Below are 25,570 nucleotides of genomic sequence, written 5' to 3' on the forward strand. Positions count from 1 at the left end.
TTATAAATAATTTAAAATATCATAATAATTAAGATATATAACAAGGAGGAATTTACATTGAGTAAAATTGAACAACTAACCGTAGATACTATAAGGATTTTATCAGCTGAGGCAATAGAAAAAGCAAAATCTGGACATCCAGGGCTTCCGCTCGGAGCGGCACCCATGGCATATACATTATGGGCGAAGCATATGAAGCATAATCCTTGCAATTCAAAATGGCAGGATAGAGATAGATTTGTATTGTCAGCTGGGCATGGATCAATGCTAGAATATTCTCTACTTCATCTTTTGGGATATGGTCTAACTATTGAAGATTTAAAGAATTTTAGACAATTGGGAAGTTTAACACCCGGTCATCCTGAGTATGGTCATACAAATGGTGTTGAAGTTACCACAGGACCACTCGGACAAGGTATTGCTAATGCGGTAGGTATGGCAATAGCCGAAAGCCATCTTGCAGCAAAATTTAATACAAAAGAATATACTATTGTGGATCATTATACCTATGCTATATGTGGTGACGGATGTAATATGGAAGGAATCTCTGGAGAAGCAGCATCCCTGGCAGGCACCTTAGGCCTTGGAAAACTTATTTTAATGTATGACTCAAATAGTATAACTATAGAAGGAAATACCGATATCGCTTTTAGAGAAGATGTAGGTAAACGATTTGATGCCTATGGATGGCAGGTCTTATATGTAGAAGATGGCAATGATATGGACGCAATAAGTAGTGCCATTGAAACTGCAAAACTTGAGTTAAATAAACCTACATTTATTAAAATTAAAACTATTATTGGATTCGGTTGTGCTAAAAAACAAGGTACTGCCTCAGCACATGGGGAACCACTAGGAGAATCTAATATAACTGAAATGAAAAAATGCCTAGGCTGGAACCTCGATCCATTTACAGTTCCCGATGAAGTAACTAATCATATGGAAAATGTAAAGTCATATCTTAGGGAAAAAGAAGAAACTTGGAACACACTTTATGCGCAGTATAGTGAAAAAAATCCTGAACTTGCTAAGGAATATGAAGCATGGCAAAGCGGGGAACTTTCTGTTGATTTACTTAAGATCCAAGATATGTGGAAGTTTGAAGGCACAGCAGCAACAAGAAACTCTTCTGGCGCAATAATAAATATATTAGCAAAACATGTACCAAACCTTATAGGTGGTTCAGCAGATCTTGCTCCTTCTAATAAAACCTATATGGAGGGCAAAGGTGATTTTTCTATGGAAGATAGAACTGGCACTAACCTTCATTTTGGAGTAAGAGAGCATGCAATGGCTGCTATTGCAAATGGAATATATGTTCATGGAGGTCTTAAACCCTTTGTTTCAACTTTCTTTGTATTTAGTGATTATATGAAGGGTGCAATGAGATTATCTTCCCTTATGAGTCTTCCAGTAATTTATGTTTTAACTCATGATAGTATAGCAGTTGGTGAAGATGGTCCAACTCATGAACCAATTGAACAGCTTGCAGCTTTGCGATCTCTACCAAACTTTAATGTCTTTAGACCAGCTGATTCAAGAGAAACAGCTGTTGGCTTTTATGCTGCAATGACTTCAAAAACAACTCCTACTGCATTAATACTAACAAGGCAGAATCTACCTTTGTATGAAGAAACCTCAATTGAGGCTTTAAAGGGTGCCTATGTCTTAAAAACCTATGAAGAAAAAGGTAGAAACCCTGATATAATTTTAATGGCTTCTGGTTCTGAAGTAGAATTTATTTATGAAGGAGCTAAGATATTAAATGACCGTGGTATCAAAGCTAGAGTAGTAAGTATGCCATCCTTAGATTTGTTTGATGCACAATCAAAAGAGTACAGGGAATCTATATTACCATCAGACCTAAGATCCCGCTTGGCAGTTGAAGCTGCTTCTTCCTTTGGTTGGCATAAATATGTTGGAATAGACGGAGATGTAATCTCTATTGATAGATTTGGAGCTTCAGGTAAAGCCGACGATTTATTCAAAATATTCGGCTTTACAACAGAAAATGTTGTTAATAGAGCAATTAAATTGCTCCGTAAGTAATTTAATTAAGTTATAATTTTATTCTGAATAATTTTTTAAATCTTACACATAATATTATTAATAGTTATTAACTCACAGCTAGATAGATGAGCTCATCATTAATATAGATACAGCTAAAAGTTACTAACTACCATATGTATTAAATGAACTGTTTTAAATTTAGTTTTTAGCTGTAACTATTATTTAATGCAGTTTATTTAATATTGTATTTTAAAAGCATTTATAAATTATTAATATAAATATTTATTTAATTTAACATATAAAAATAAGCAAAATAATTATGCCATATAGAATTACTAATACCCCCATTAATTATTACATATGTTCCACCATCTTCTATTTCTAAAAAACTCTTTATTTATTAGCTCAATTATGATATTATGTAGTAAATTAGTTAAAAAGGAGGTTGATTATTATGTCATATAAAATTACTGATGCATGTGTAAGCTGTGGAGCTTGCGAACCTGAATGCCCAGTTAACGCTATAAGCCAAGGAGATTCACTATTTGTTATCGATGCTGATACTTGTATCGATTGTGGAGCTTGTGCAGGTGTTTGTCCTACAGGCGCTCCAGTTGAAGCTTAATTAGAACATAGATCTTATGATCACTATACAAGCTACTGATTTTTGTCAGTAGCTTGTATTTTTTTATACTTATTCCTACAAGCCAAAATATAATAAACATCCATTATACAATAATATTAATACCACTCAACCTCTTGAATAATCAATTTTTTTTTGAAGATAACTCATATTACCCCTATAACACCTAGTGTTTATTGCATTTTTTATATCTTGCCATCGTTTCATAGTGTTAACAAACTGAAGACCTGCCATTTTACCAGTATTTTTAATTTTAAGTGATAAACTACTGAATCCATTCCTACTCTTTATGGCATTATATAAGACAACGTATTCATCCTCAATAAGCATGATAAAACGTTCCATGCTTTTTGCAATATCTGAAACATCTCTTAAATATCATCCATGGGCGTTGTTAAAGCCAAATAACTTAAACATATTTGAGATACTACAAATTAGCCCAAGTACATATTATAACAAATTAGAATGGCTTTATAAGAAATACCTTGAATTTTTAGATAGCCATGAAAGAAAAGCATTTGAAACTCACACATTTGAAAGAATATGGTTAAATACCGATAACATGGTGTATAGTCTAAATAATATTAGAAGGCGTGGTAACGGTGGGGAAAGGTATGATGATGTAGAAGAATTGAATTTTCCAACACATATTGTAGTGAGTGGAGACTCAAATTCAAAGTATATTTCCAGAGCAGATATTGCTTATGATTGTAACATAACACAGGAGGAAATAACTGCTGATACAAAATTGCTAAAAGAGGACCATCTATATAATTTTGCTTGTAAAAATGCAAGATATAGATTTTCATACTGTCCTCACCCACCAACAGAGAATGATACACAATCATATGAAGAATATATAGAAAAATACAGGAAATTTAATATCAGAGATAGTTATATCAATGAATTACATGTTATATCTTCTTATACTGCATTTGCCCACTACTGGCTTATTAAGAATATGGTAAAGGCTAATAAGTGGAGATTTGTTTCGGATGAAGATAATTCCTTAATAACACCATTATTTAGAGTATTTGCTACTGAAATTAAGGAAGGCAATGCTTTACATTTCCTTTGTAAAGTTGAAAAAGGAAAAACAAATAAAGAAGCCTATAATGAATATGTGGAAGCGAGAGAGTTGTTAAAAGAATGGAAGAAAACAAATGAGATTACCAAAATATCGGATACTAATGTTGCCATTTTAAAACTGATGGAGAAGTTAAAATTCCATAATATTATTGAGCATGGAGGGCATAGTTATCCAGTGTGGGTAAACAGACTTCTTAAACACTCACTACCATCTATTGATGAAGGTACAAGAATTATAAATTGTACAACTAATGTTTCTGACTACGATACAGATCATTTAGCAAGGTTGCTAATAAATGTAAATAAATATGCAGTAAACTCTTTTATGCAACAAATCCATCGAAGATTATCAATATTGGAGAGACCATTTACTACTGCAAGAGGAGAATGTAAAAGTTACGTTTATGCTAATTTTAACCCCAAATATGCACAATATGCTATTACAATATTAAGGACATACTATAATTTTTGTATGCCTTACAAAACATTAGATAAACAACTCTTAACCCCTACTCAAAAATTGGGTATAACAAATAAAAAATTTGATTTAAACGATATAAAATATTTCAAATAAAATTCAAAATTCTTAAAAGTAAATATAACATATTTGAAATCAAGATTACCTATACCAGTATAATAAAACTTGACTTTCTTAACTATAATTATATCAACTGTGATAAATATGGTATTAGGTATCTAATAAAATAATGAAGGATAACAACCATTATAAAAGATACTCATTGTTTTGATAAACAATTGTATTTTAAGACGCAACAAATGATATTAAGAAGGAGGAATAAATAGATGAAGGTATATGAGTTTGGCAATATAGAAAATCCAAAGTTATTAATGTTTCATGGAATGGCATGTACATGGAAACAGAATTTTGGACAAGTTATTGAGAAGTTGAAAGAGCAATTTTATTTGATTATCCCTGCCTATAATGGACATAATCCAGATGAAAATAAAGATTTCACTTCCATTACACAGACAGCAAGTGAGATTGATGATTATATTATGAAAAATCATAATGGAAAAATCTATGCTTCATACGGTTTATCAATGGGAGCAAATATCTTGGTTGAAGTCTTATCAAATCAAAGAATACAAATGGAAAAGGCAATTATTGACGCACCAGATTTTGTACCATTCCCGAGTTGGTTTGTGAAGCCCGTTTCTAAAATGGTAGCCTCTGTCGGAGTAAAAGTATTACAAAATCCCAAAAAATTAAATTCGATTATTTTATTCTTAATGACTGGAAGCACTTCAAAGGATTATGGTGAAGAAATGATAAACTCTTCAGTCTTTTCAGGACTAACTAAAAATACTATTTATAATGCATATTATGCTGACCATGTTCAGCATATCCCTAAAGCATTTAAGGATACAAATGTGCAAGTAATATGTTGGTGTGGAAGTACAGAAAACTGGGCAATTAAATCTATTAAAAATTTGAAGAAATACATTCCACAACTGCGGGAAAAACAATTTGAAGGATATAAGCATGGTGAATTGATTATTATACATTCAGAACTATTCATAGCAGAATTGGAAACAGTATTGCTAACTGATTTGGTAGGAAAAATCTCATAAAAAAAACACCATTATGAACATAATTTTTACTAAATAGCGAAAAATAAAAATAAGCAGAATGTTAGTTAAACCTTCTGCTTATTCTATTATTAAAATACATGCTATTTGATGTGCTAATTACTACATATGCACCTCAAAACCGAACCCGTTGTTCTACACATAGTGAGCTACTTTTAAATATTGTAATTTACTATTAAATCATCTCCTGCGTAGCCGCAACAGCTTCGCAGAAGATGCATTGACGACTTTAGAAGGAGATTTATACTTCCACTTATACAAATGGGAGACTTTCCTTCTGAAATGTCGTTAAAATTCAGCAGACCCAGTTGTTCTTGGGAATGGGATAACGTCTCTTATGTTGCTCATACCTGTAATATACATAATAGCTCTTTCAAACCCTAGTCCAAATCCAGCATGCTTAGTTCCGCCGTATTTTCTTAACTCTAAATACCACCAGTAATCTTCTTTATTAAGACCACATTCTTCCATCCTAGCCTCTAAAATATCTTGTCTTTCTTCTCTTTGGCTTCCACCGATAATTTCTCCTATTCCCGGTACAAGTAAGTCCATTGCTGCAACTGTCTTATTATCGTCATTTATTCTCATATAAAAAGATTTTATTTCCTTTGGATAATCCGTTACAAATAATGGTTTTTTAAACACTTCTTCTGTTAAATATCTTTCATGCTCAGTTTGAAGATCACAGCCCCAAGTTACCGGGTACTGGAATTCATTTCCTGATTTTTGTAGAATATCCACAGCCTCAGTATATGTTATCTGGCCAAACTCTGCGTTTACAACACCATTTAATCTTTCAATTAAACCTTTATCTACAAAACTATTGAAAAACTCCATCTCTTCTGGAGCGTTTTCCATAACATATTTTATTATATATTTCATCATGTCTTCTGCGAGTTTCATATCATCTTTTAAATCCGCAAATGCTATTTCAGGCTCTATCATCCAGAACTCAGCTGCATGTCTTCCTGTATTAGAATTTTCTGCTCTAAATGTTGGCCCAAAAGTATAAACATTTCTAAACGCTAAAGCAAAAGCCTCTGCTGCTAACTGTCCACTTACAGTTAAGCTAGTTTCTTTACCAAAAAAGTCTTGCGCGTAATCAACTTTTTTATCTTCGCCTAGCGGAACATTGCTAAAATCAAGGGTAGATATTCTAAACATTTCACCCGCACCTTCGCAATCACTACCAGTTATTATTGGTGTATGGGTATATACAAATCCTCTCTTTTGAAAAAACTCATGTATAGCAAAAGCAGTTAATGAACGCACCCTGAACACTGCTGAGAAAGCATTACTTCTTGGCCTTAAGTGTGCAATAGTTCTTAAATACTCAAAAGAATGTCTTTTCTTTTGCAATGGATAATCGGTATTTGACATCCCTTCTAAAACTATTTTAGTAGCTTTAATCTCAAATGGTTGCTTAGCTTCTGGCGTTACAACAAGTTTCCCTTCTATAGTCAAAGATGAACTTATAGGTAATTTAGCTATTTCAGCAAAATTTTCTAAGCCTTCCTCAAAAACTACCTGAATATTTTTGAAGAAGCTTCCATCATTAACTTCTATAAACCCGAACGCTTTAGAAGATCTTAAAGTTCTTATCCATCCAGAGATAGATACTACTTGATCTGCATATTTTTCTTTTTCTCTATAAATTTGTTTTACTAACAATTTTTCCATAAAATTGCCCTCCTTATAATTTTATATTTACCTTAATAATAAAAAAAGCCTTCCATCCCTTAATAATAAAGGGACGAAAGGCTATAATTTCGCTATGCCACCCAGTTTTGTCATATAATATGACCAATCTAATCAGTACATAATTATATATTCGTTGATACGAGTTATACAATTGATACTGCCCAACAGTTAACGGATTGGAGCCGTCTAAGCCTACTACCTTAAAGATTTCGGTTAGAAACTCTGAGATGTTCTTCGATATAAACTTCGTATTGGTCTTTCACCATCACCAACTCGCTATTACTACCCCTTTATATCTACTCTTCTCTTCACAGTCTTTATATGTAAATATTAGTATATGTTTTAATTATTTTTATATTCAATTAAAATTATAATATTTTTAATAATAAATGTCAAATATTTTTATAATAAAAATAGATGCCTAAAATAATTTTTCAATCATTTTAGGCATCCCTTAAGTTTTTCTCTTAATTATATATATTATAATTCTTTTAAACAAGTATATCTATTTAATCAAATTCTTCATCTTCATTTTCATCTTCAACTATCTCACCAATAACTTCATCTCTCTTTGCCGTTTCTCCAGTAGCCTTATTTTCAAGAACAATGTTACATTTCACACATCCATCTTCTTCATTAATGAAAGTTTTTGCTACAACATCATCTTTTTCTAAAGATACACCCTGCGTAAGTTTCTCTGGGTGGTCAAATATAATAGGTTTACTATTTAATCTATCATCCATGTATAATCACTTCCTTTCTAAATTTAGTCTTTACATGAAGACTTCAAAATATACTTTGAAAATGTTGCCTATTATACTTGTATTTTATTTTGTAAATCCTTCTCCCGATACTTCTCTTACATCTGCAACAGTAATAAATGCGTTGGCATCAATTAATTTAACCATTTTTTGAAGAGGTACTATTTCATTTTTGCCAACTACTATATATAGCACCTGTTTAGATCCATTTGTATACATTCCAGTAGCATTTATTCCTGTTACACCTCTCTTTAAATCCTTCATTAATATTTCCGCTATTTCCTTAGAACTATTTGAAATAATAAATACCGCTTTAGAATAATTTATTCCTTCAAGTATACCATCTATAACCTTACTAACTATATAAGTAGATATTAGTGCATACATAGCTTTTTGAACACCAAATACAAAAGCACCTGTTAGTATTATAATCGAATCAATAGCTAATATAATTTTAGCTATTGGCATATTTTTTAAATAAACCTTTATGATGTTTGCAGCTAAATCAGTTCCTCCAGTACTAGCTGATGCTCTTAATACAAACCCTAAGCCTATACCAACAAATACTCCACCAAATATACTAACCAACAAAATATCGACCTGTGGCATCGGTATAAAGCTTGTATAAAACAACGCGAAAGATAGATATGCCGCAGCAAACATGGATTTACCGACAAATTTTTTCCCCTTAAGTTTTCTAGCAATGATAAGCAATGGTATATTTATCACAATATTGGTAAACCATAGAGGCACTCCTATTCCGTAATGCTTTTCTGCAATATATTGAATAACAATGGCAATACCTGCTACTCCACCTGTTACCAATTTAAATTTTGCCAAAAACATATTTATGCCTGCTGCGAGTATTGTAGTCCCTATAATAATGTAAATATAATTTAAAACGTTCTCATTTTTAGTTTCTGTTCTCATTTAATCTATCCTACTTTCTACTTACTGCTTTATAATAATAAAGTTATCACAATTATAAAATTATGTAAATAGAAATTATAGTTTTTAATTATTTTATAAGTTTTGCATCATAAATCCACCTAAATATAAAAAGCATCACATGTAATATTAATTTAGGGGGACTAAAAAATACTGCATGTGATGCTTTTTTATTTGGTTATTTAAATTATAGACATAAATAACTATTTCTATCCATATATATTAAAAATTTTTTTTATATATTATCTCTTGCCTAGGATGATTTATTTCAACTGCTTTTATGTTAATTTTTCTCATTATACTAGCAAATTCTTTAGTAATAGCTACTTCATCTCCGAAATGCATAGGTATAAGTAGTTTAGGCCTAATTTCTTTTGCAAAATATTCTCCGCCTATATAATAAAACTCTTGAAGTCTTGGATCTACAGGAAAAAAAGCTATGTCGATAGATTTTTCTTCTTTTAATTTCTCTATGTGAGTTTTAAATGAAGCCTCTGCTTCAGATCGCTCCTCTGAACTGTCCTCTTTCCAGTGCCACCAATTAAGATCTCCAGCATGAAAAATAGTTACCCCATCAACTTTTACTAAAAAAGATATTCCAATATCAGTTGAACCATAAGCTTTTACATAAACGTCTTTAAATAATTTTTCTTCACCTTCCTTTATAAATCTATAATTCGATTTATTTTTATCTATTTTTATATCACTACTAAGTATATATTGTATATCACTATTATAATTTTCCCAATCCAAAATACAAGAATTAAAATGATCCTCGTGACTATGTGATGAAAACACATAAACATTTTTCATGTCTTTAATATTTTCAGCTGATAACAATGCTGTCTGCTTATGGGCTTTATCATTTATTACAGGTTCTTTATAGTAATCAAATATTAAAAAATGATTTTTAGTTTTAATGGCAAACCCACTATGGTATATATAGTATATTTTTGTTTCTATTTCTTTCATATATTTTCACTCCTTCATAATTCTGTGATAGTAAACTCATATCATACATTCTATGCAAATATAAATATATTTTAAATCAGATATTTTTATTTTTAAACTTCTATGAATAAAATTTAAGTAAGCATATAATGATTCTATGGCATATGTGATATATTAAATTTTTAAAAAGGAATATAGTGTAGTTAATTAGACCGAATTTATAGTATTCTATGATACATTCTTATATAGATATAAAACGATAAGTATTAAATATATAGTTTGAAATATTATAGTATTCATAGTAAACTATATGTAGAATATAATCGAATTATAGAAGTGTATATAGAAGTATGGAAGTAGTAAAAGTAAAAACAGAAGATGGTAAGGAAAGATATTTTGTTGCAGATGATGATGGATTACCCATAGAACCTATATTAAAGTTTATTAGGTTTAAAGATAACACCAATTTTGCAAGGAATACTTTAAGAATGTATTGTCAGCATTTAAAGTTATGCTTTGAATACTTGCAACAAAGAGATCTAGATTTCCAAAAGGTAACTATTGATGACTTAGCTTTATTCGTGAACTGGTTACAAAATCCATATAAGAGTTTAAAGGTAATTCCAACACATCAAGTTGATGAAGCGGATTGCTACCCCTATTATGGACATCTTCTAACGAATGCTAACTAATTCATAGCTTCCCTTATAAATTGATTTGGACTTATATAATTTAAGCTCCCATGGATTCTTTCTTCATTATAGAATTTTATATATTCATCAATAAGTCTGTAGCCATCAGTGAAGTTTTTAATCTCATTCCAAGCTATACATTCCTTAGAAAGTAAGGAATGAAATGATTCTATATGTGCATTATAGTTAGGTGAATTTACAGGAATACGCTCATGATATATATTGTTCACCTTACATAATTGTTCAAACTTAATTGAAGTAAATTGTGGTCCATTATCACTTCTGAGAATTAAGTTTGAGGTAATTTCATTCTCTGTAAGTGCCCTTTTTATTGCTATAATTACATCATCAGTAGTGGCAGTTTTAGTTATTTCTCTACCAACAATTTTTCTAGAACAAACATCAATAATATCTGTAAGCATAATAAATTGCCCATTTAATGCCTTAACATATTTTATGTCTATTTGCCATAGCTGATTTATAACTGTGATGTTTCTTGCAATCGCAAGATGACCTTGTTTAGTATGCTTTACATATGGTAAAAGTAGTCCTAGCTTCTTAGCTAATCTATATACTTTTTTAGCATTTATATGTAACCCATGGTTTCGGCAAAGAATTTTAGTGATTTTTTTGTAACCATAGAATGGAGTTTTTTCACATGCTTCATGTAAAAAAATTTCAATGACAGAATCATCCACAATGCAATTGTTTATTCCGTATGAAAATCCAGGAAAAGGTCTACCGACCTTAGAATTTGTATCATCATTTTTTATAGCCTTTTTCTTTGGATAAAATGCTGATCTTGATATTTGTAGCAGCATGCATGTTCTAGCTATTTTAAGACCCTTTTGAGTATATTCTTTAGCTAAAGCTAATTTATCCTCTACCGTAGGTAATTCTTTTTTTTTTAGTAGATCTTGAAGCATATTAAGTTCTAATTCTTTCTTACCAACGAGTTCTCTCAGCTTACGATTTTCATCTTCTAGGGCTCTTTCCTTAGCACTTGGCTGATGATTTTTTGGCTCTGTCGCATTAATTACATCAAGCTGTCTCTTAAAGGTGGATAGTGTGGATGAAGATAATCCTTACTTCTTGCAAACTTGGGCATGAGTAAATCCATTATTTAATTCTTCAATAATCCTTATTTTATCATCTAATGTAAATCGTCTTCTTGCCATATTTCTAACCTCCATTGTATATTTTTATATTAACATGCTCGTTAGAAACTGTCGAAGACTGTTATGGGGTCAGAATGGAAGCAAGAAGTCCAAGAACGATAAATATTATAGTAAATGCAGTTTTATCGTTTTATGACTATATTTTAAGACATGATGAGTATAGCAATAACATTTCAGATAGGCTTAAAAAATTTGTATCTACACCGAGTAGATACTTTAAAGGTTTCCTGTATGGGATAGCTCATGAGCAAAAGAAAGTTTCAAGTAATATATTAAAGCTAAAAGTTCCTAAGTCTAAACCTAAGACTTTATCTAAAGATGAAATAGGAACGCTCGTTAGAGCTTGTAACAACCTTAGAGATAAGTTTCTATTAACACTACTTTATGAAACTGGAATGAGAATAGGCGAAGCCTTATCGTTATGGATTGAAGATTTTGATATAAGCGACATGATTATAGACCTCCAAGATAGAGGTGAACTTGAAAATAACGCTAAAATTAAAACAGTATCAAGTCCAAGAAGGATTGACATATCTCAAAATCTTGCTGATATGTTTATGGAATATATAGCTGAATATCATACCGAAGAAGTTGAAACTAACCATATATTCATAAAGATAAGTGGTGAAAACAGATATAAGGCTATGGATTATGTTGATGTTGATAATTTATTTAGAACGTTAAAGAGAAAAACTAATATATATGTTACGCCACATATGTTTAGGCATAGTTCACTAACTGTTCTTCGAATGGCAGGATGGCAACCCGAACTACTTAGAGTAAGAGCAGGTCATAAGAATATCTACACTACTATGAATACCTATATTCACCCTTCTGACGAAGAAATAACGGAAGAGTTTAATAAAACTCAACCGAATTTGGACTTAGATATTTATAATAAAGGGGATGAATAAGGTGGAAAATTTAAAACTGATAAAAAGTAATCAGAAAAGTAAGTATGATGAAATAATTGAATACTTGAAACAAAATAATGAGTATTGGCTAGAAAATGATAAATGGGATTTAACAGAGGAATTTTTGTTGAAAAAAAAATCTATAACTCAAGATACATTGATTTTTCTTCTTTTAAAAATGAATATATAAAAAATGAGATTAAGTATTATATTCTATTTAATTTTAAGAAATACCATCTTAAAAAATCACATTTGTTAAATATAAGTTACAGGCTAAATCCTAAGGGAACATTCTTTAAAGAATGTTATAAGGATATAAAAAATATATCGGAAATCAAAGGCAAAAGTTTAGCAATAACAAGATGGAAAAGTTTCTTAATTAATTCAAATATTAATACTGATGACAGTTTAAATATTTGTAATGCGATAATGGTTAGCATTTTAGATTTCATTAAAGATTTTCATGATGATAGAGAAGAAACTGAAAAGGATATATGGTATTCAGAAAATATTAAAGGTGCTAAAATTCCTGCAAGTGGAGCAAAAGGTTCTTTAAATTTTAATACTATACCGATTTACTATAAAGATATGGTCAAACACTATTTTAAAACTATAGTAACCAAAAAATCTTGGAGTACCTGTTATGAATATTTACTAAGAATAAATTATTTCTTTAATTATTATTATCAAAACAATTATGGAGATGGATTTTTAGAGGATATGAACAGAAATGATATAGAAAAATATATATTTTATGTTAGCAATGACAGAAAAGATAAAGCTAAGACAGAAACATCTAAATATATAAGTTGGGTTAGAACATTTTTAGAATATATTTAAATAGCTCAATATGATAAAGCTCCTAAAAAAGAAGTAACATTTTTAATATTTCAAGACGATATTCCCAAAAGAGAGTTAAATAAAGATGAGGTTAAGAAAGCTAAATTTATACCTGAACCTATATTAAAGCAATTAGATAATAATATTATGGATTTAGATAGACCACTGTATATACCTATTTATATCCTTCTTAGAGAAACAGGGTGGCGTGGTACTGATATATTAAATCTTAGATATCATAATTGTTTAGAACAAATATGGAATAGTAAAGAGAAATCATATAACTACTACCTATGTGGTGAAATAACAAAAACAGGTATATCATTGCTTAAAATACCTATAAGAGATAAGGTTTCTGAAATGGTTCAAAAATCTATTGATAAAGCTAAAAAACTGAGTACAAAAGAAAATAACCCTAAAAAGTATTTGTTTAATACTTTCGAAGGTAAATTAATAGAAAAACCACTAAATAAACCAGTTCTATTATATACAATTCAAAGATTAATTGAACAAAAGGATATTAGAAATGTCAATGGTGATTTATATCACTTAAAACTTCATTCTCTAAGACGCACAAGAGCTAAAGAATATGTAGAACAAGGTATGAAAATTAGCATAATACAACAAATATTAGGGCATAGAAGTCTCCAAATGACCGTTCATTATGCAACAGTTAGTGAAAATATTTTATATGAGAAATAGAAGAATACCGAGGATTTAGAGTTGTTTGAAGTAAATACTGAAACAAATGAACTTATAGAAGTAGATACATCAACTGATGCAGGAGAAAATCTTATCAGATATGAATATGTTAAGAAGAATTTAGACGCTGTAAGAGTACCATTTGGAGTATGCTTTAAACCTTCTAAAACACTTTGTAAGCAACAAATGAATCATTGTTTAACTTGTGGTAGTTTTTGCACTACTATTGAAAATATCCCTGAATACGAGGAAGAAATACTAAAAGTCAAAACACAGATTGAAGTTAGTGATAATTTTGGTAGAGAGCTATGGGCTGAAAAGAATAAGCAGTATTTAAATATATTAGAGAAAACATTAGAAAAAGTTAAGGAACACAAATTAGTTCATAAAAACAGTAAATCAAGGGAGGATTCATAATGGCAACCATACTAAAGAATTAAGAGAATTTTCGAAAAACAAAAGTAAAATTACTTTAGAAAAGGTTGATAAAGCTATTAGAGAGCTTTCTTTGACTGAGCAGAAAATCAACTTTAATAGTGTTTCACAACTTAGTGGAGTGTCTAAGACATTTCTATATAAAAATGAAGAGCTAAAAAAAGAATTGAAGAAATTAGAGATAAACAAGTAAGCAAAACTATAAATCAGAGAACTAAACATTATAAAACTTCAAAATCAAAAGATATTGTCATAATGGCTAAAGATAAAAAAATAAAAGAATTAGAAGAAGAAAATAAAAAACTCAAAGAACAATTAGAAGTTCTTAGCGGTAAGTTATATGAAAAAATGTAATTTACACAATTGTAGATAAATGCGGACTAGCAGTTATTTATATAATCTTATCGATAAACATGAATTTGCAAAAATATTGGAGGGACAATATGAAAGATAATAATAAAACAAACAAGTTAACTAATGTATTATTTATAATTTATTTGATTGCATTATTTTGGATTATAGTATTTAAATTTAATGTACGATTACCTTCTTTGAGAAATATGAGAAGTATAAACTTAATTCCGTTTAGTGAACCTTTAATCTTAAATGGTAAAATTGCTTTTAGTGAAATCATTATGAATGTAGTGATTTTTGTACCGCTTGGTATATATGCAGGAATTTTATTTAAAAGATGGATTATTGGAAAAAAACTTTTCTTATTTGTCTTAATTAGCTTAATATGTGAAGTATTCCAATTTATTTTGAATGTTGGGGCTTCTGATATTACGGATATAATTAATAATACTTTAGGTGGAATAATTGGATTAATGATATATAAAGGAATTGAAAAAGTATTCAAAAATAGTGTTAAGGCACAAAAATCCATAAATATAATTGCAACAATAGGAACTATCTTAATGATTTTATTGTTATTATTACTAATGATAAACAACCTATGGATATTTAGACATTAATACTTTACATACTACTAGTGAACTATAAATAAAAGTTAAATTCCAATGTATACAAATTATATGAGGTTGGTATATAATTAGTACGCATTTTTCTTAAATTGTGTACCAATTATAATCATAAAACAATTTAACTATAGATTATATGTAGTCTATGTATAAAGTAAGTAAAATAAAGCCTTGTGTTGAGATATACACGAGATATAAAAAGGTGGTTATATTAAATGAAGTTTTCTTTTGATCATAATAATATAAATGTATTGAATTTAGAAAAAAGCGTGGAATTTTATAAAAATGCTTTAGGATTTATAGAAACTAGGCGCTTTCATTCATCAGATGGTAGTTTTACTCTTGTATTTTTAGGTGATGAAACAACTAATCATAAGTTAGAACTTACTTGTCTTAAGGACAGAACGCAATCATACAATTTAGGCGAAAATGAATTCCACCTTGCTGTAGTTACAGACGATTTTGATGAAGCCTACTCATACCATAAAAAAATGGGTTGTATTTGCTATGAAAATAAATCTATGGAAATATATTTCATTATAGATCCAGACGGTTACTGGACAGAGGTTATTCCTAGAAAATAATAATAGTATAATACAACTTAACACAAATTCAAATAAAAAGATGTTGCTGTTTTTATTAGCAACATCTTTTTTTAATTTCCTTTAATAATTGTAAGTTTACCATCCACAATATCAACTATTGCGCTACCGCCTGTGCAAAGGTCTCCAAACAGCACTTCATCTACAAAATAAGTCTTTATTTCTTTTTGGACCACTCTATTGATTTCTCTCGCGCCATACTCCGCTGAAAAACCCTTTTTACTTAACCAATCATATAAATTATCTGTAACCTTTAATTTTATGTTTTTAGTTAAAAGTTTTTCTTCAAACTGTTTCATTGCCTTCTTAGCTATTTGAAGAGCCATAGCTTCATCAATTTTATTAAATGCAATTATGTTATCCAATCTATTCCTAAATTCGGGTGAGAATACTCTTTCCACTTCTTTAGTAATTGCTTTCCTAGACTCTATTCTGTCTCCAAACCCAATTATATTTTTGCTAGCCTCTCTCGCTCCTGCATTAGAAGTCATTATTAAAATCACATTTCTGAAATCTGCCTTTTTACCAGTATTATCCGTTAAAGTTGCATAGTCCATAACCTGCAATAACACATTAAATATATCATGGTGAGCTTTTTCAATCTCATCTAGAAGTAGCACGCAATAAGGATTTCTTTTAATATCCTCAATTAACATTCCGCCCTCTTCATAACCTACATATCCTGGTGGTGCACCGATAAGCCTTGCAACAGTATGTTTTTCCTGGTACTCACTCATATCAAATCTAATAAGTGGAATAGCTAAGCTAATCGACAATTGTTTACTTATTTCTGTCTTCCCAACTCCTGTAGGACCAACAAAGAGGAGAGACGCTATTGGCTTATCTTCTTCATTAAAACCTGCCCTAGATCGCTTTATAGCTCTTACTAAAGTGTCTATAGCGTCGCTTTGCCCAAAAACTTGTTTCTTTAAATTAATGTCTAGATTTTTCAGTATATCTACTTCATTATTTGATACACTTTGCTCTGGAATTTTTGCAATAGAAGCTACTATTTTTTCCACTGCACCCACCGTAATAACAATAGTTTCTTCATTGTCCCCAGCATAAAGCCTTGCATAAGCACCTGCTTCATCCATAATATCTATAGCCTTATCAGGAAGAAATCTATCCTTAATGTACTTGCTAGATAATTCTACTGCTGTTTTTAAAGCTTCATCTTTGTATGTAACATTATGGTAAGTTTCGTATTTATCTTTTAACCCCCTAAGAATATCGAAAGTATCCTCAATTGAAGGCTCTGGCACCTCAATTTTTTGAAATCTTCTAGCTAGTGCACTGTCTTTTTCAAAATGCTTCTTATATTCATCATAAGTAGTTGATCCAATAAATCTTACCTTACCATCCGCAAGAAAGGGTTTTAAAATATTAGAAGCATCCATAGAACCTCCAGAAACTGCACCTGCTCCAACTATAGTATGGATTTCATCTATATACACTATAGGTTTTTCTTCCTTACTAATTTCGCTTAACACTTTTTTAATACGTTCTTCAAAATCTCCTCTATACTTTGTACCTGCAAGGAGAGAGCCCATATCCAAATAATATATTTTACTCCCTTGCAATAACTTTGGTACTTTATTTTCTACAATTAAATGTGCAAGCCCCTCGGTAATAGCAGTTTTCCCTACTCCAGGTTCCCCTACATGTACCGGATTATTTTTAAGCCTCCTGCACAATACCTGTAAGGTTCTTAGCAGAATATCTTGTCTCCCTATAAGAGGATCCATCTCTCCTTTGCCCGCTTGTTCTGTTAACTCTACAGTAAAATCACTTAAAAAATTTTCATTATCATTTGGATTTTCAATTTCCTCTTCATAGGTGTATTCTATATCTTCTTCATTTTCAGTAAATCTCACCGGCTCTTCTATCTCATTATTTGTTGTAGACGCAAAATCAAAAGTATCTACTACAGAGATACCATGAGCTATATAATTAAGAAGATCTCTTCTCTTTATTTGCTGTTTACGCAAAAAATAAGAAGCAAAGCTTTCATCATCATCATACATGGCCACAATCACATCGCCTATCTTAACTATCTCTTTACCCGAAAGCATAACATGATCTGCAGCCGTTGATAGAATGGTTTGAATTCCAATTGTTTGGATTGGCTCTGCATCTTCAACGGTTTCTATATTTTCCTTTAAAAATTTTGTTATTTGTTTTTTAAGTCTTTTAACATTACCACCGCTATTCTCTACTATTTCAATTCCCTCTTCAAAAAATAAAGAAGCGTAAAGAATATGTTCTGGTGTAAAATATTCATGATTTGACATTTGAGCTTCATTAAAAGCCGCAGTAATAATCTCATTTACTATATTATCTAATTGCATAATTACTCCTCTTCTAAGGTTAATTTCAGTGGAAAGCCACTTTCCTCACACATCTCCATCGCTTGATCAATTTTCGTTATACCTACGTCATAACTATATATTCCTGCAATACCGCTACCTTTTTTATGGACTTCAAACATGATTTTTGTGGCTTCCACAACCTGTTTTTTAAAAACTCCAACTAAAACCTGCACAACAAACTCCATACTTGTATAATCATCATTATGAATGATTACCATGTACTTACTAGGCTTCTTAATCTTCATTTCTATTTTTTCTTTAATACTAATTTCCTCATCAAAGGTCCTTTTTTCTGACATAATTAACAACCCCACCGTTTTAATCAAATTTATATTTATGCATCTAAAAAAATAGCTAGTAAGCGTGCTCGTCTATTTTATTTTCTATACCTTGATCCAATACTATTATATCCTACTTGTTTATATATTACTGCATTTACCTATACTATTTCAACTATTTTATACTTTTATATTTCATATCTAAAATCTAAGATGTACCGATGTTTAAAGTAACACTTTTTTTATTTTCCACATATTATGTAATATGTCTTAAGACACAAAAAATAAGAAAATTTACGGTTGAAAAATAATCAAATTTTTCGCCCTAATGATATTTAAATACATAAGACATCTTAAAGAATAAAAAGTCAGTATCTAGTCTATTTTACTTCTATGCCTAATCTCTATAATAAAGGAGTATTTTTCTATGATGCCATACAATAATTGTGACAAATTAAACTTGCTGAAATTGTCTATAATCATTACAATTTTACAAGAATCATGTTGTAATGAAAATATTAATAAAACATATAAAAAAAACTCAACAAATGTTAAGCATAAAAATAATGTAACCCCACATAATTTAAGCGTGAAAAAAAATGCAAAAGACAAAATGAATACAGAATGTATACATCCAGTGCAACAAATAGATGTTAAAGATGATTCAGAATATATACTTCCTGTGCAACAAGTAAATGTTGAAGATGATTCAGAATATATACTTCCGGTGCAACAAGTAAATGTTGAAGATAATTCAGAATGTATACCTCCAGTGCAACAAGTAAATGTTGAAGATGATTCAGAATGTATATCTCCAGTGCAACAAATAGATGTTAAAGATGATTCAGAATATATATCTCCAGTGCAACAAGTAAATGTTGAAAATGATTCAGAATGTATACCTCCAGTGCAACAAATAGATGTTAAAGATGATTCAGAATATATACTTCCGGTGCAACAAGTAAATGTTGAAGATGATTCAGAATATATACTTCCGGTGCAACAAGTAAATGTTGAAGATAATTCAGAATATATACTTCCGGTGCAACAAGTAAATGTTGAAGATGATTCAGAATATATACTTCCGGTGCAACAAGTAAATGTTGAAGATGATTCAAAATATATACTTCCGGTGCAACAAGTAAATGCTAAAGATGATTCAGAATATATACTTACGGTGCAACAAGTAAATGCTGAAGATGATTCAGAATACTTCATATCAACACTTCCCATAATAATAGCAGAAAAAAATATAAACATTTCTATTGAATCAACATTAAGATTAAAAAATGATACATTAGATATAAAAAACATGAAAAGCCACATATATTTAACTAGTAGTAAGGTACTACCTATGTATGAAAATCATGATAATAAATCTTTTATTAACATACAAAAAACAAGAACATAAGATTTACTCTTATGTTCTTAGAATATATACTTCCGGTGCAACAAGTAAATGTTGAAGATGATTCAGAATATATACTTCCGGTGCAACAAGTAAATGTTGAAGATAATTCAGAATATATACTTCCGGTGCAACAAGTAAATGTTGAAGATGATTCAGAATATATACTTCCGGTGCAACAAGTAAATGTTGAAGATGATTCAAAATATATACTTCCGGTGCAACAAGTAAATGCTAAAGATGATTCAGAATATATACTTACGGTGCAACAAGTAAATGCTGAAGATGATTCAGAATACTTCATATCAACACTTCCCATAATAATAGCAGAAAAAAATATAAACATTTCTATTGAATCAACATTAAGATTAAAAAATGATACATTAGATATAAAAAACATGAAAAGCCACATATATTTAACTAGTAGTAAGGTACTACCTATGTATGAAAATCATGATAATAAATCTTTTATTAACATACAAAAAACAAGAACATAAGATTTACTCTTATGTTCTTCAGGTTGTTTACAAACCCAGTATAATTTTTTTATTATACTGGGCTTTTTACATGCAATTATGCGATAGCATTTTGAGTTATGGATAAATTTAAAATAACAACTATGTTCTTAGTTAGAAAATCAAAAAACCTTAAAGATAGCAGTCTAGCTATCTTTTTCATATTCTGCACTTTTTGCTGTAAGCAGACACTGCTCTTGCACATTTTCTAATCCACGCATATGGCAATAGCGAAGCCCATGCAGTTGTTTTGAATCTGCGAAGCTTCGCTCTATAGTTTCTTTTCTTCTTTTATATATATTTCTGCCTTTATCTGTTCTGGTGAACTTTACAACATCTTCTTTATACGTTTCCCAAACATGTCTTCTAATAGTTTTAAACTTGCTTTTTGCAGAAAAGCATTGAGCTCTGTTTGGACATATGTCGCAATATTTTACATTACCAACATATTCTTTATATCCTTCTCTTGTTGTTGTTTTATAATGTAAAGCCCTTAAGGCAGGGCATACGTAAATGTCCTGCTCTTTAACATATTGGAATTTATTTTTTGTGTACATTCCTTTTGTATGTGGAGACCTACGGTATCCCATTACAGATTTTAATTCCCTCTCATATAGTTTTTTACATATAAGATTTGTAGCATAACCAGCATCTGCACCAACATATTTTGTATTAAAATTAAACTTTTTTATTTGCACATCTAATCTATCGATATAAGGATCAACATCATTTATGTTTCCAGGAGTAACATACACATCAGTAATTATATTATGTCTGCTATCGACAGTTCTGTGATCTAAATATGAGAAGCCTTCCGGCTTGCCATCTCTCATCATATATCCACTGTCGGGGTCGGTTGTGCTAACTTTAGTTTCTTTTATTTTGGTAACAGGTTCTTTTTCTTTTAAAGGTTTTTTACCATGGTTTATTCTATCTTCTTCCACTGCTTTATTAAGTTCAGCTACATATTCTTTCGGCGTTTTTTCAACTTCAATTTTCACAAGCTTTCGCTTATTAGCATTTGCTTTTAGGTGTGTAGAATCTGTGTAAAGTATTTTACCGGTTACCATCTTAAGATTTATAGCCTTAAATACTACTTCGTCAAATATTTTTTGAAACACATCTGTTCCTTTAAATCGTCTACGTCTATTTTGGCTAATTGTTGAATGATCTGGAATAGTATCAGTAAGACTTAGCCCTAGGAACCATCTATAAGCCACATTTACTTCAATTTCCTTTACAAGTTGTCGTTCAGATTTTATTCCAAGTAAGTACCCAATAAACAGCATTTTAAAAAGTAGAATGGGATCTACGCCAGGTCTTCCATTATCTAAGCAGTAATATTTTTTAGTCAGTTCTCTTATAAAAGAGAAATCCATGTATTTATCTATATTTCTCAAAATATGGTCTTTAGGAACTAAATCTTCTAAATACACCATTTCTAGTTTTTGTTGTGTGAAGTTTTTTTCATTAATCATAATAATGCCCTCCGAATTATAAAGTTTGTATACTATATATATTCGACATTGATGTCCTAAAATCCTTTTTGAATATGAAAAAAACACTCCAATTTTAAATTAGAGTGTTTTACATTTTATGTTTGTCAACGGTCTGAAGAACATAAGATTTACTCTTATGTTCTTCAGGTTGGATTGTCAATACTTTTTTGTACAAACTTTATTCGGACATCTTAACCTTATATTCCTTTGGTGTCATATAGTCTAACGAACCATGAATTCTATGGTTATTATACCAGTTTACGTAATCAAATAACTCTCGTTCCAATTCTTCAAAACTGCTAAATACTCTATCATATGCAAATTCTGTTTTTATTATTTTATACGTTGCTTCTGCAACTGCATTATCGTATGGACAGCCTTTTTTACTAAGTGACCTTTGGATCTTAAATGTTTCTAAAACCTCATCTATAATCTTATTTTTAAATTCGTTGCCCCTGTCTGTATGGAATATATTTATGTTGCTTAGATTACAATCTGCCCTCATAAAGGCCTCATATACAAGCTTAGCATCCTTATTCTTGCCCACAGAGTAACTTATTAACTCTCTATTATGTAAATTTATAAGAAGGCATATGTAGTGCCATTTTCCAGCAACATTTACATAGGTTAGGTCACTTACAACAACATCTAGATTGGATCTATTTTGAAAATCTCTATTAACGATGTTGTCAACTTTATCATTGTTACAACCAGATTTATGTATTTTAAACTGTTTAATAGTATAATTTGATACTAGTCCATATTTCTTCATTATGCATGCTATTTTAGCTCTTGATGCCTGAATTTCTATCTTGGATAGCTCAACCTTTATTTTTCTTGTACCGTAGTTATTTTTACTATCTTTGAAAATCTTTATAATTGCATTTTCTAACTCTGAATTAAACCTGCGTTCTTTACGTTTATAGTAAACTAACCCTCTTGGAATGCCTAGTGCTCTGCACATTGCGCTAATACTGTATTTATACTTATTTGCTAAAATAAGTTCTATTTTCGTCCCATTATCAGCGCTGCTTGCTTTAAAATATCATTTTCCATCTCTAATCTAGCATTTTCTTTTTTCAATCTAAGCAACTCATTTTCGGCATCGCTGCGATTATCTTTTGCTTTAAATGATCCAGTACTACTATAATCTGCAACCCATTTATTAATAGTGGATTTAGCCACCCCGTATTCTCTTGATATTTCTGCAATAACCTTACCATTATTCCTAAGTGCTACTAGTTGTTTTTTAAATTCCTCAGTATAATTTTTCCCATTTCTCCCCATGATATAAACCACTCTCTCTTTCTCATATTTTTATATTATACCATGTCCGAATATTTATTGTACAACTAATTATAACCTATCCATCCACTGTCAGGGTCGGTTGTGCTAACTTTAGTTTCTTTTATTTTGGTAACAGGTTCTTTTTCTTTTAAAGGTTTTTTACCATGGTTTATTCTATCTTCTTCTACTGCTTTATTAAGTTCAGCTATATATTTCGGCGTTTTTTCAACTTCAATTTTCACAAGCTTTCGCTTATTAGCATTTGCTTTTAGGTGTGTAGAATCTGTGTAAAGTATTTTACCGGTTACCATCTTAAGATTTATAGCCTTAAATACTACTTTGTCAAATATTTTTTGAAACACATCTGTACCTTTAAACCGTCTACGTCTATTTTGGCTAATTGTTGAATGATCTGGAATAGGATCAGTAAGACTTAGTCCTAGAAACCATCTATAAGCCACATTTACTTCAATGTCCTTTACAAGTTGTCGTTCAGATTTTATTCCAAATAAGTACCCAATAAACAGCATTTTAAAAAGTATAATAGGATCTACGCCAGGTCTTCCATTATCTAAGCAGTAATATTTTTTAGTCAGTTCTCTTATAAAAGAGAAATCCATGTATTTATCTATATTTCTCAGAATATGGTCTTTAGGAACTAAATCTTCTAAATACACCATTTCTAGTTTTTGTTGTGTGAAGTTCTTTTCATTAATCATAATAATGCCCTCCGAATTATAAAGTTTGTATACTATATATATTCGACATTGATGTCCTAAAATCCTTTTTGAATATGAAAAAAACACTCCAATTTTAAATTAGAGTGTTTTACATTTTATGTTTGTCAACGGTCTGAAGAACATAAGATTTACTCTTATGTTCTTGTTTTTTGTATGTTAGCATATAGGCTCATTACCAGTTAGCATTCCTTTTAGGATAGCATAACCTCATAAAACTTTATAGAAGTTACACTCTTTAGATATTTCATTATCGCTACTGATGTTTTTGTGGAATTTCCACATGCTGATTTTGCAATAATTTTATTGTTAGAAATAGTACTACCTTTTCAGTAATATCATGAAATCCTTGTTCTAAAGGTGTTCTACACTCTTTATTTATTGGATTTTCAAGAATGTCAGATTCAACAATTTCAGCACTAACTAATTCACAGAATACTTTTTCATTAAAGAATTCAATCATTTTAAAACCTTGCTCTCGAATATCTCTTCCAGTTATATCTGCTCCGCAAGGATCGAAAACTTTAATGCTAGTTTGTAGTATTTCCACTTCATCTTGATAAGTATTTGGTTTAAATTTAGGGTAAGTGTTGAACGTGACTCTGGTAGTGCATTTAAAAGGAACTTTAACTGTAGCATGTTTAACCTTTCCGCATGATACTCCTTCATCATTATGGTCTTTAGTGATGTATTCTATATTCTTCCTAATAAAGCCATCTATAAATAGTATTCCGGTATTCGGCTTGCCATTTTCAGAATTAGGAATAAGTTTGCACTGATTTAAATATACATTTTTTTTAATGTGTTTAATTTGTAATACAATATCATCTAGCTTAAGAGAAGACTCAATAGTAATAGCTATCGTACTTTCTGTTAACACCACCGGAATTTTTACCGTTACAGCCTCCACAGTGACTTCAGAAGTATGAGGGATATTCTCACAAAGAGGTAGCATTTCAGAAGTAACCGTTGTTTTACAATTTTTAATTGTAAGCTCATCCACTTGATCTTTATAGGTTTCTTTAGATAACTCTTCTTTTTCAATGGTATTATGATTTTCTTCTAGTAAATCTTCATTATATACATCTTCAAACCTAGTATAATTCTTATTTTCTAAGCCATCATCCTTGGATAAATCTTGGTCTTTATTTTGCACATTATTTTTTAAGGGAACATATTTGAATAAATCTTGCTTTTTATCTTCTACATTATTTTCTAAGGGAATATAGTTATTGATTTCCGCAATAAATGTTTTAAAAGAATTAAGAAAATCTTTTTCTGGATGATAATTTTTATCATATTTTCTTTTAAGTCGCTCATCATTATGTTCCTTTTTATGATGTTCTTCATCATATTTTCTCTTATGTCGATTATTATCATATTCTCTTTGATTGCGTAATCTGGACACAGCCTCTCC

General features: G+C 30.3%; 18 protein-coding genes, 6 pseudogenes and 1 other annotated feature. Of the genes and pseudogenes, 12 read left to right on the forward strand and 12 right to left on the reverse strand.

The window, feature by feature from the left end; translation table 11 throughout:
• Positions 1 to 57: 57 nt before the first annotated feature.
• Positions 58 to 2,049: a transketolase gene (gene tkt, locus ACWJKP_RS17190; protein WP_165414304.1), complete on the forward strand. Its 1,992-nt coding sequence runs from the start codon at positions 58 to 60 to the stop codon at positions 2,047 to 2,049.
• 415 nt (positions 2,050 to 2,464) lie between these two features.
• Entirely contained in the window at positions 2,465 to 2,635 is a 171-nt protein-coding gene (locus ACWJKP_RS17195; RefSeq protein WP_165414303.1) for a DUF362 domain-containing protein, read from the forward strand.
• Between the two features lie 126 nt (positions 2,636 to 2,761).
• Here the strand turns inward: ACWJKP_RS17195 and ACWJKP_RS17200 are convergent, their stop codons facing one another.
• Entirely contained in the window at positions 2,762 to 2,983 is a 222-nt protein-coding gene (locus tag ACWJKP_RS17200; RefSeq protein WP_165414302.1) for a CbiQ family ECF transporter T component, read from the reverse strand.
• A gap of 13 nt (positions 2,984 to 2,996) precedes the next feature.
• Between ACWJKP_RS17200 and ACWJKP_RS17205 the strand changes: the two genes are divergently transcribed.
• Positions 2,997 to 4,316 (forward strand): hypothetical protein, encoded by a 1,320-nt coding sequence (locus tag ACWJKP_RS17205; RefSeq protein WP_165414301.1) that lies wholly within the window; start codon positions 2,997 to 2,999, stop codon positions 4,314 to 4,316.
• Positions 4,317 to 4,546: 230 nt separating this feature from the next.
• Positions 4,547 to 5,335, forward strand: coding sequence for a hypothetical protein (locus ACWJKP_RS17210; RefSeq protein ID WP_165414300.1), 789 nt, complete (start codon positions 4,547 to 4,549; stop codon positions 5,333 to 5,335).
• Between the two features lie 306 nt (positions 5,336 to 5,641).
• On the opposite strand, the gene asnS is transcribed toward ACWJKP_RS17210, so the two are convergent.
• The 4 genes from asnS to ACWJKP_RS17230 form a co-directional block, all read right to left on the reverse strand.
• Positions 5,642 to 7,033 carry an asparagine--tRNA ligase gene (gene asnS, locus ACWJKP_RS17215; protein ID WP_165414299.1) on the reverse strand — a complete coding sequence of 464 codons (1,392 nt, stop codon included), beginning with the start codon at positions 7,031 to 7,033 and terminating at the stop codon, positions 5,642 to 5,644.
• A 66-nt stretch (positions 7,034 to 7,099) separates the two neighbouring features.
• Positions 7,100 to 7,375: a binding site (T-box leader), on the reverse strand.
• A gap of 188 nt (positions 7,376 to 7,563) precedes the next feature.
• The gene (locus tag ACWJKP_RS17220) at positions 7,564 to 7,797 is read right to left on the reverse strand and encodes a hypothetical protein (RefSeq protein ID WP_165414298.1); all 234 of its coding nucleotides are present in this window, start codon (positions 7,795 to 7,797) and stop codon (positions 7,564 to 7,566) included.
• Between the two features lie 84 nt (positions 7,798 to 7,881).
• Complete coding sequence (locus ACWJKP_RS17225) at positions 7,882 to 8,745, reverse strand: YitT family protein (RefSeq protein ID WP_165414297.1); 864 nt, start codon at positions 8,743 to 8,745, stop codon at positions 7,882 to 7,884.
• Between the two features lie 240 nt (positions 8,746 to 8,985).
• Complete coding sequence (locus ACWJKP_RS17230) at positions 8,986 to 9,735, reverse strand: MBL fold metallo-hydrolase (protein WP_165414296.1); 750 nt, start codon at positions 9,733 to 9,735, stop codon at positions 8,986 to 8,988.
• A 329-nt stretch (positions 9,736 to 10,064) separates the two neighbouring features.
• Between ACWJKP_RS17230 and ACWJKP_RS17235 the strand changes: the two are divergent.
• Positions 10,065 to 10,361, forward strand: a pseudogene (locus ACWJKP_RS17235) (site-specific integrase); the annotation flags it as partial.
• A gap of 41 nt (positions 10,362 to 10,402) precedes the next feature.
• Here the strand turns inward: ACWJKP_RS17235 and ACWJKP_RS17240 are convergent.
• Positions 10,403 to 11,479 (reverse strand): annotated as a pseudogene (locus ACWJKP_RS17240) (IS3 family transposase); the annotation flags it as partial.
• A 179-nt stretch (positions 11,480 to 11,658) separates the two neighbouring features.
• Here ACWJKP_RS17240 and ACWJKP_RS17245 point away from each other — a divergent pair.
• The 5 genes and pseudogenes from ACWJKP_RS17245 to ACWJKP_RS17265 form a co-directional block, all read left to right on the forward strand.
• Positions 11,659 to 12,498 (forward strand): annotated as a pseudogene (locus ACWJKP_RS17245) (tyrosine-type recombinase/integrase); the annotation flags it as partial.
• Position 12,499: 1 nt separating this feature from the next.
• A pseudogene (locus ACWJKP_RS17250) lies at positions 12,500 to 14,457 on the forward strand (tyrosine-type recombinase/integrase); the annotation flags it as partial.
• Positions 14,450 to 14,829 (forward strand): annotated as a pseudogene (locus ACWJKP_RS17255) (DUF6262 family protein). The pseudogenes ACWJKP_RS17250 and ACWJKP_RS17255, both read left to right, overlap by 8 nt.
• Before the next feature lie 89 nt (positions 14,830 to 14,918).
• A complete protein-coding gene (locus ACWJKP_RS17260; protein WP_165414295.1) occupies positions 14,919 to 15,449 on the forward strand; it encodes a VanZ family protein in 531 nt (176 codons plus the stop codon).
• A 221-nt stretch (positions 15,450 to 15,670) separates the two neighbouring features.
• Positions 15,671 to 16,039, forward strand: a complete 369-nt coding sequence (locus tag ACWJKP_RS17265; protein WP_165414294.1) for a VOC family protein — start codon at positions 15,671 to 15,673, stop codon at positions 16,037 to 16,039.
• A gap of 71 nt (positions 16,040 to 16,110) precedes the next feature.
• Here ACWJKP_RS17265 and clpA read toward each other — a convergent pair whose 3' ends face one another.
• Together clpA and ACWJKP_RS17275 are read right to left on the reverse strand one after the other, a co-directional pair.
• A complete protein-coding gene (gene clpA / locus ACWJKP_RS17270) occupies positions 16,111 to 18,408 on the reverse strand; it encodes an ATP-dependent Clp protease ATP-binding subunit ClpA (RefSeq protein WP_165414293.1) in 2,298 nt (765 codons plus the stop codon).
• Between the two features lie 2 nt (positions 18,409 to 18,410).
• Entirely contained in the window at positions 18,411 to 18,728 is a 318-nt protein-coding gene (locus ACWJKP_RS17275; RefSeq protein ID WP_165414292.1) for an ATP-dependent Clp protease adaptor ClpS, read from the reverse strand.
• Between the two features lie 406 nt (positions 18,729 to 19,134).
• Between ACWJKP_RS17275 and ACWJKP_RS17280 the strand changes: the two genes are divergently transcribed.
• A complete protein-coding gene (locus ACWJKP_RS17280; protein WP_462961327.1) occupies positions 19,135 to 20,118 on the forward strand; it encodes a hypothetical protein in 984 nt (327 codons plus the stop codon).
• An 11-nt stretch (positions 20,119 to 20,129) separates the two neighbouring features.
• Positions 20,130 to 20,612 carry a DUF7852 domain-containing protein gene (locus tag ACWJKP_RS17285; protein WP_462961328.1) on the forward strand — a complete coding sequence of 161 codons (483 nt, stop codon included), beginning with the start codon at positions 20,130 to 20,132 and terminating at the stop codon, positions 20,610 to 20,612.
• A gap of 76 nt (positions 20,613 to 20,688) precedes the next feature.
• Here the strand turns inward: ACWJKP_RS17285 and ACWJKP_RS17290 are convergent.
• The 4 genes and pseudogenes from ACWJKP_RS17290 to ACWJKP_RS17305 form a co-directional block, all read right to left on the reverse strand.
• Positions 20,689 to 22,108, reverse strand: a protein-coding gene (locus tag ACWJKP_RS17290; RefSeq protein ID WP_462961329.1) for an IS1182 family transposase whose coding sequence is annotated in 2 segments (ribosomal slippage) — positions 20,689 to 20,805 and positions 20,807 to 22,108 — 1,419 coding nt in all. Because the reading frame shifts where the segments join, the coding sequence is not laid out codon by codon here.
• 199 nt (positions 22,109 to 22,307) lie between these two features.
• Positions 22,308 to 23,416 (reverse strand): IS3 family transposase gene (locus tag ACWJKP_RS17295; protein ID WP_165415076.1). Its coding sequence is split into 2 segments (ribosomal slippage): positions 22,308 to 23,170 and positions 23,170 to 23,416, totalling 1,110 coding nucleotides; the frame shifts between segments, so codons are not numbered across the junction.
• Positions 23,417 to 23,493: 77 nt separating this feature from the next.
• Positions 23,494 to 24,135: pseudogene (locus ACWJKP_RS17300) on the reverse strand (transposase); the annotation flags it as partial.
• A 274-nt stretch (positions 24,136 to 24,409) separates the two neighbouring features.
• Positions 24,410 to 25,561 (reverse strand): CsxC family protein, encoded by a 1,152-nt coding sequence (locus tag ACWJKP_RS17305; RefSeq protein WP_165412666.1) that lies wholly within the window; start codon positions 25,559 to 25,561, stop codon positions 24,410 to 24,412.
• Positions 25,562 to 25,570 lie beyond the last annotated feature (9 nt).

This window comes from Clostridium sp. CM037, assembly GCF_055081095.1.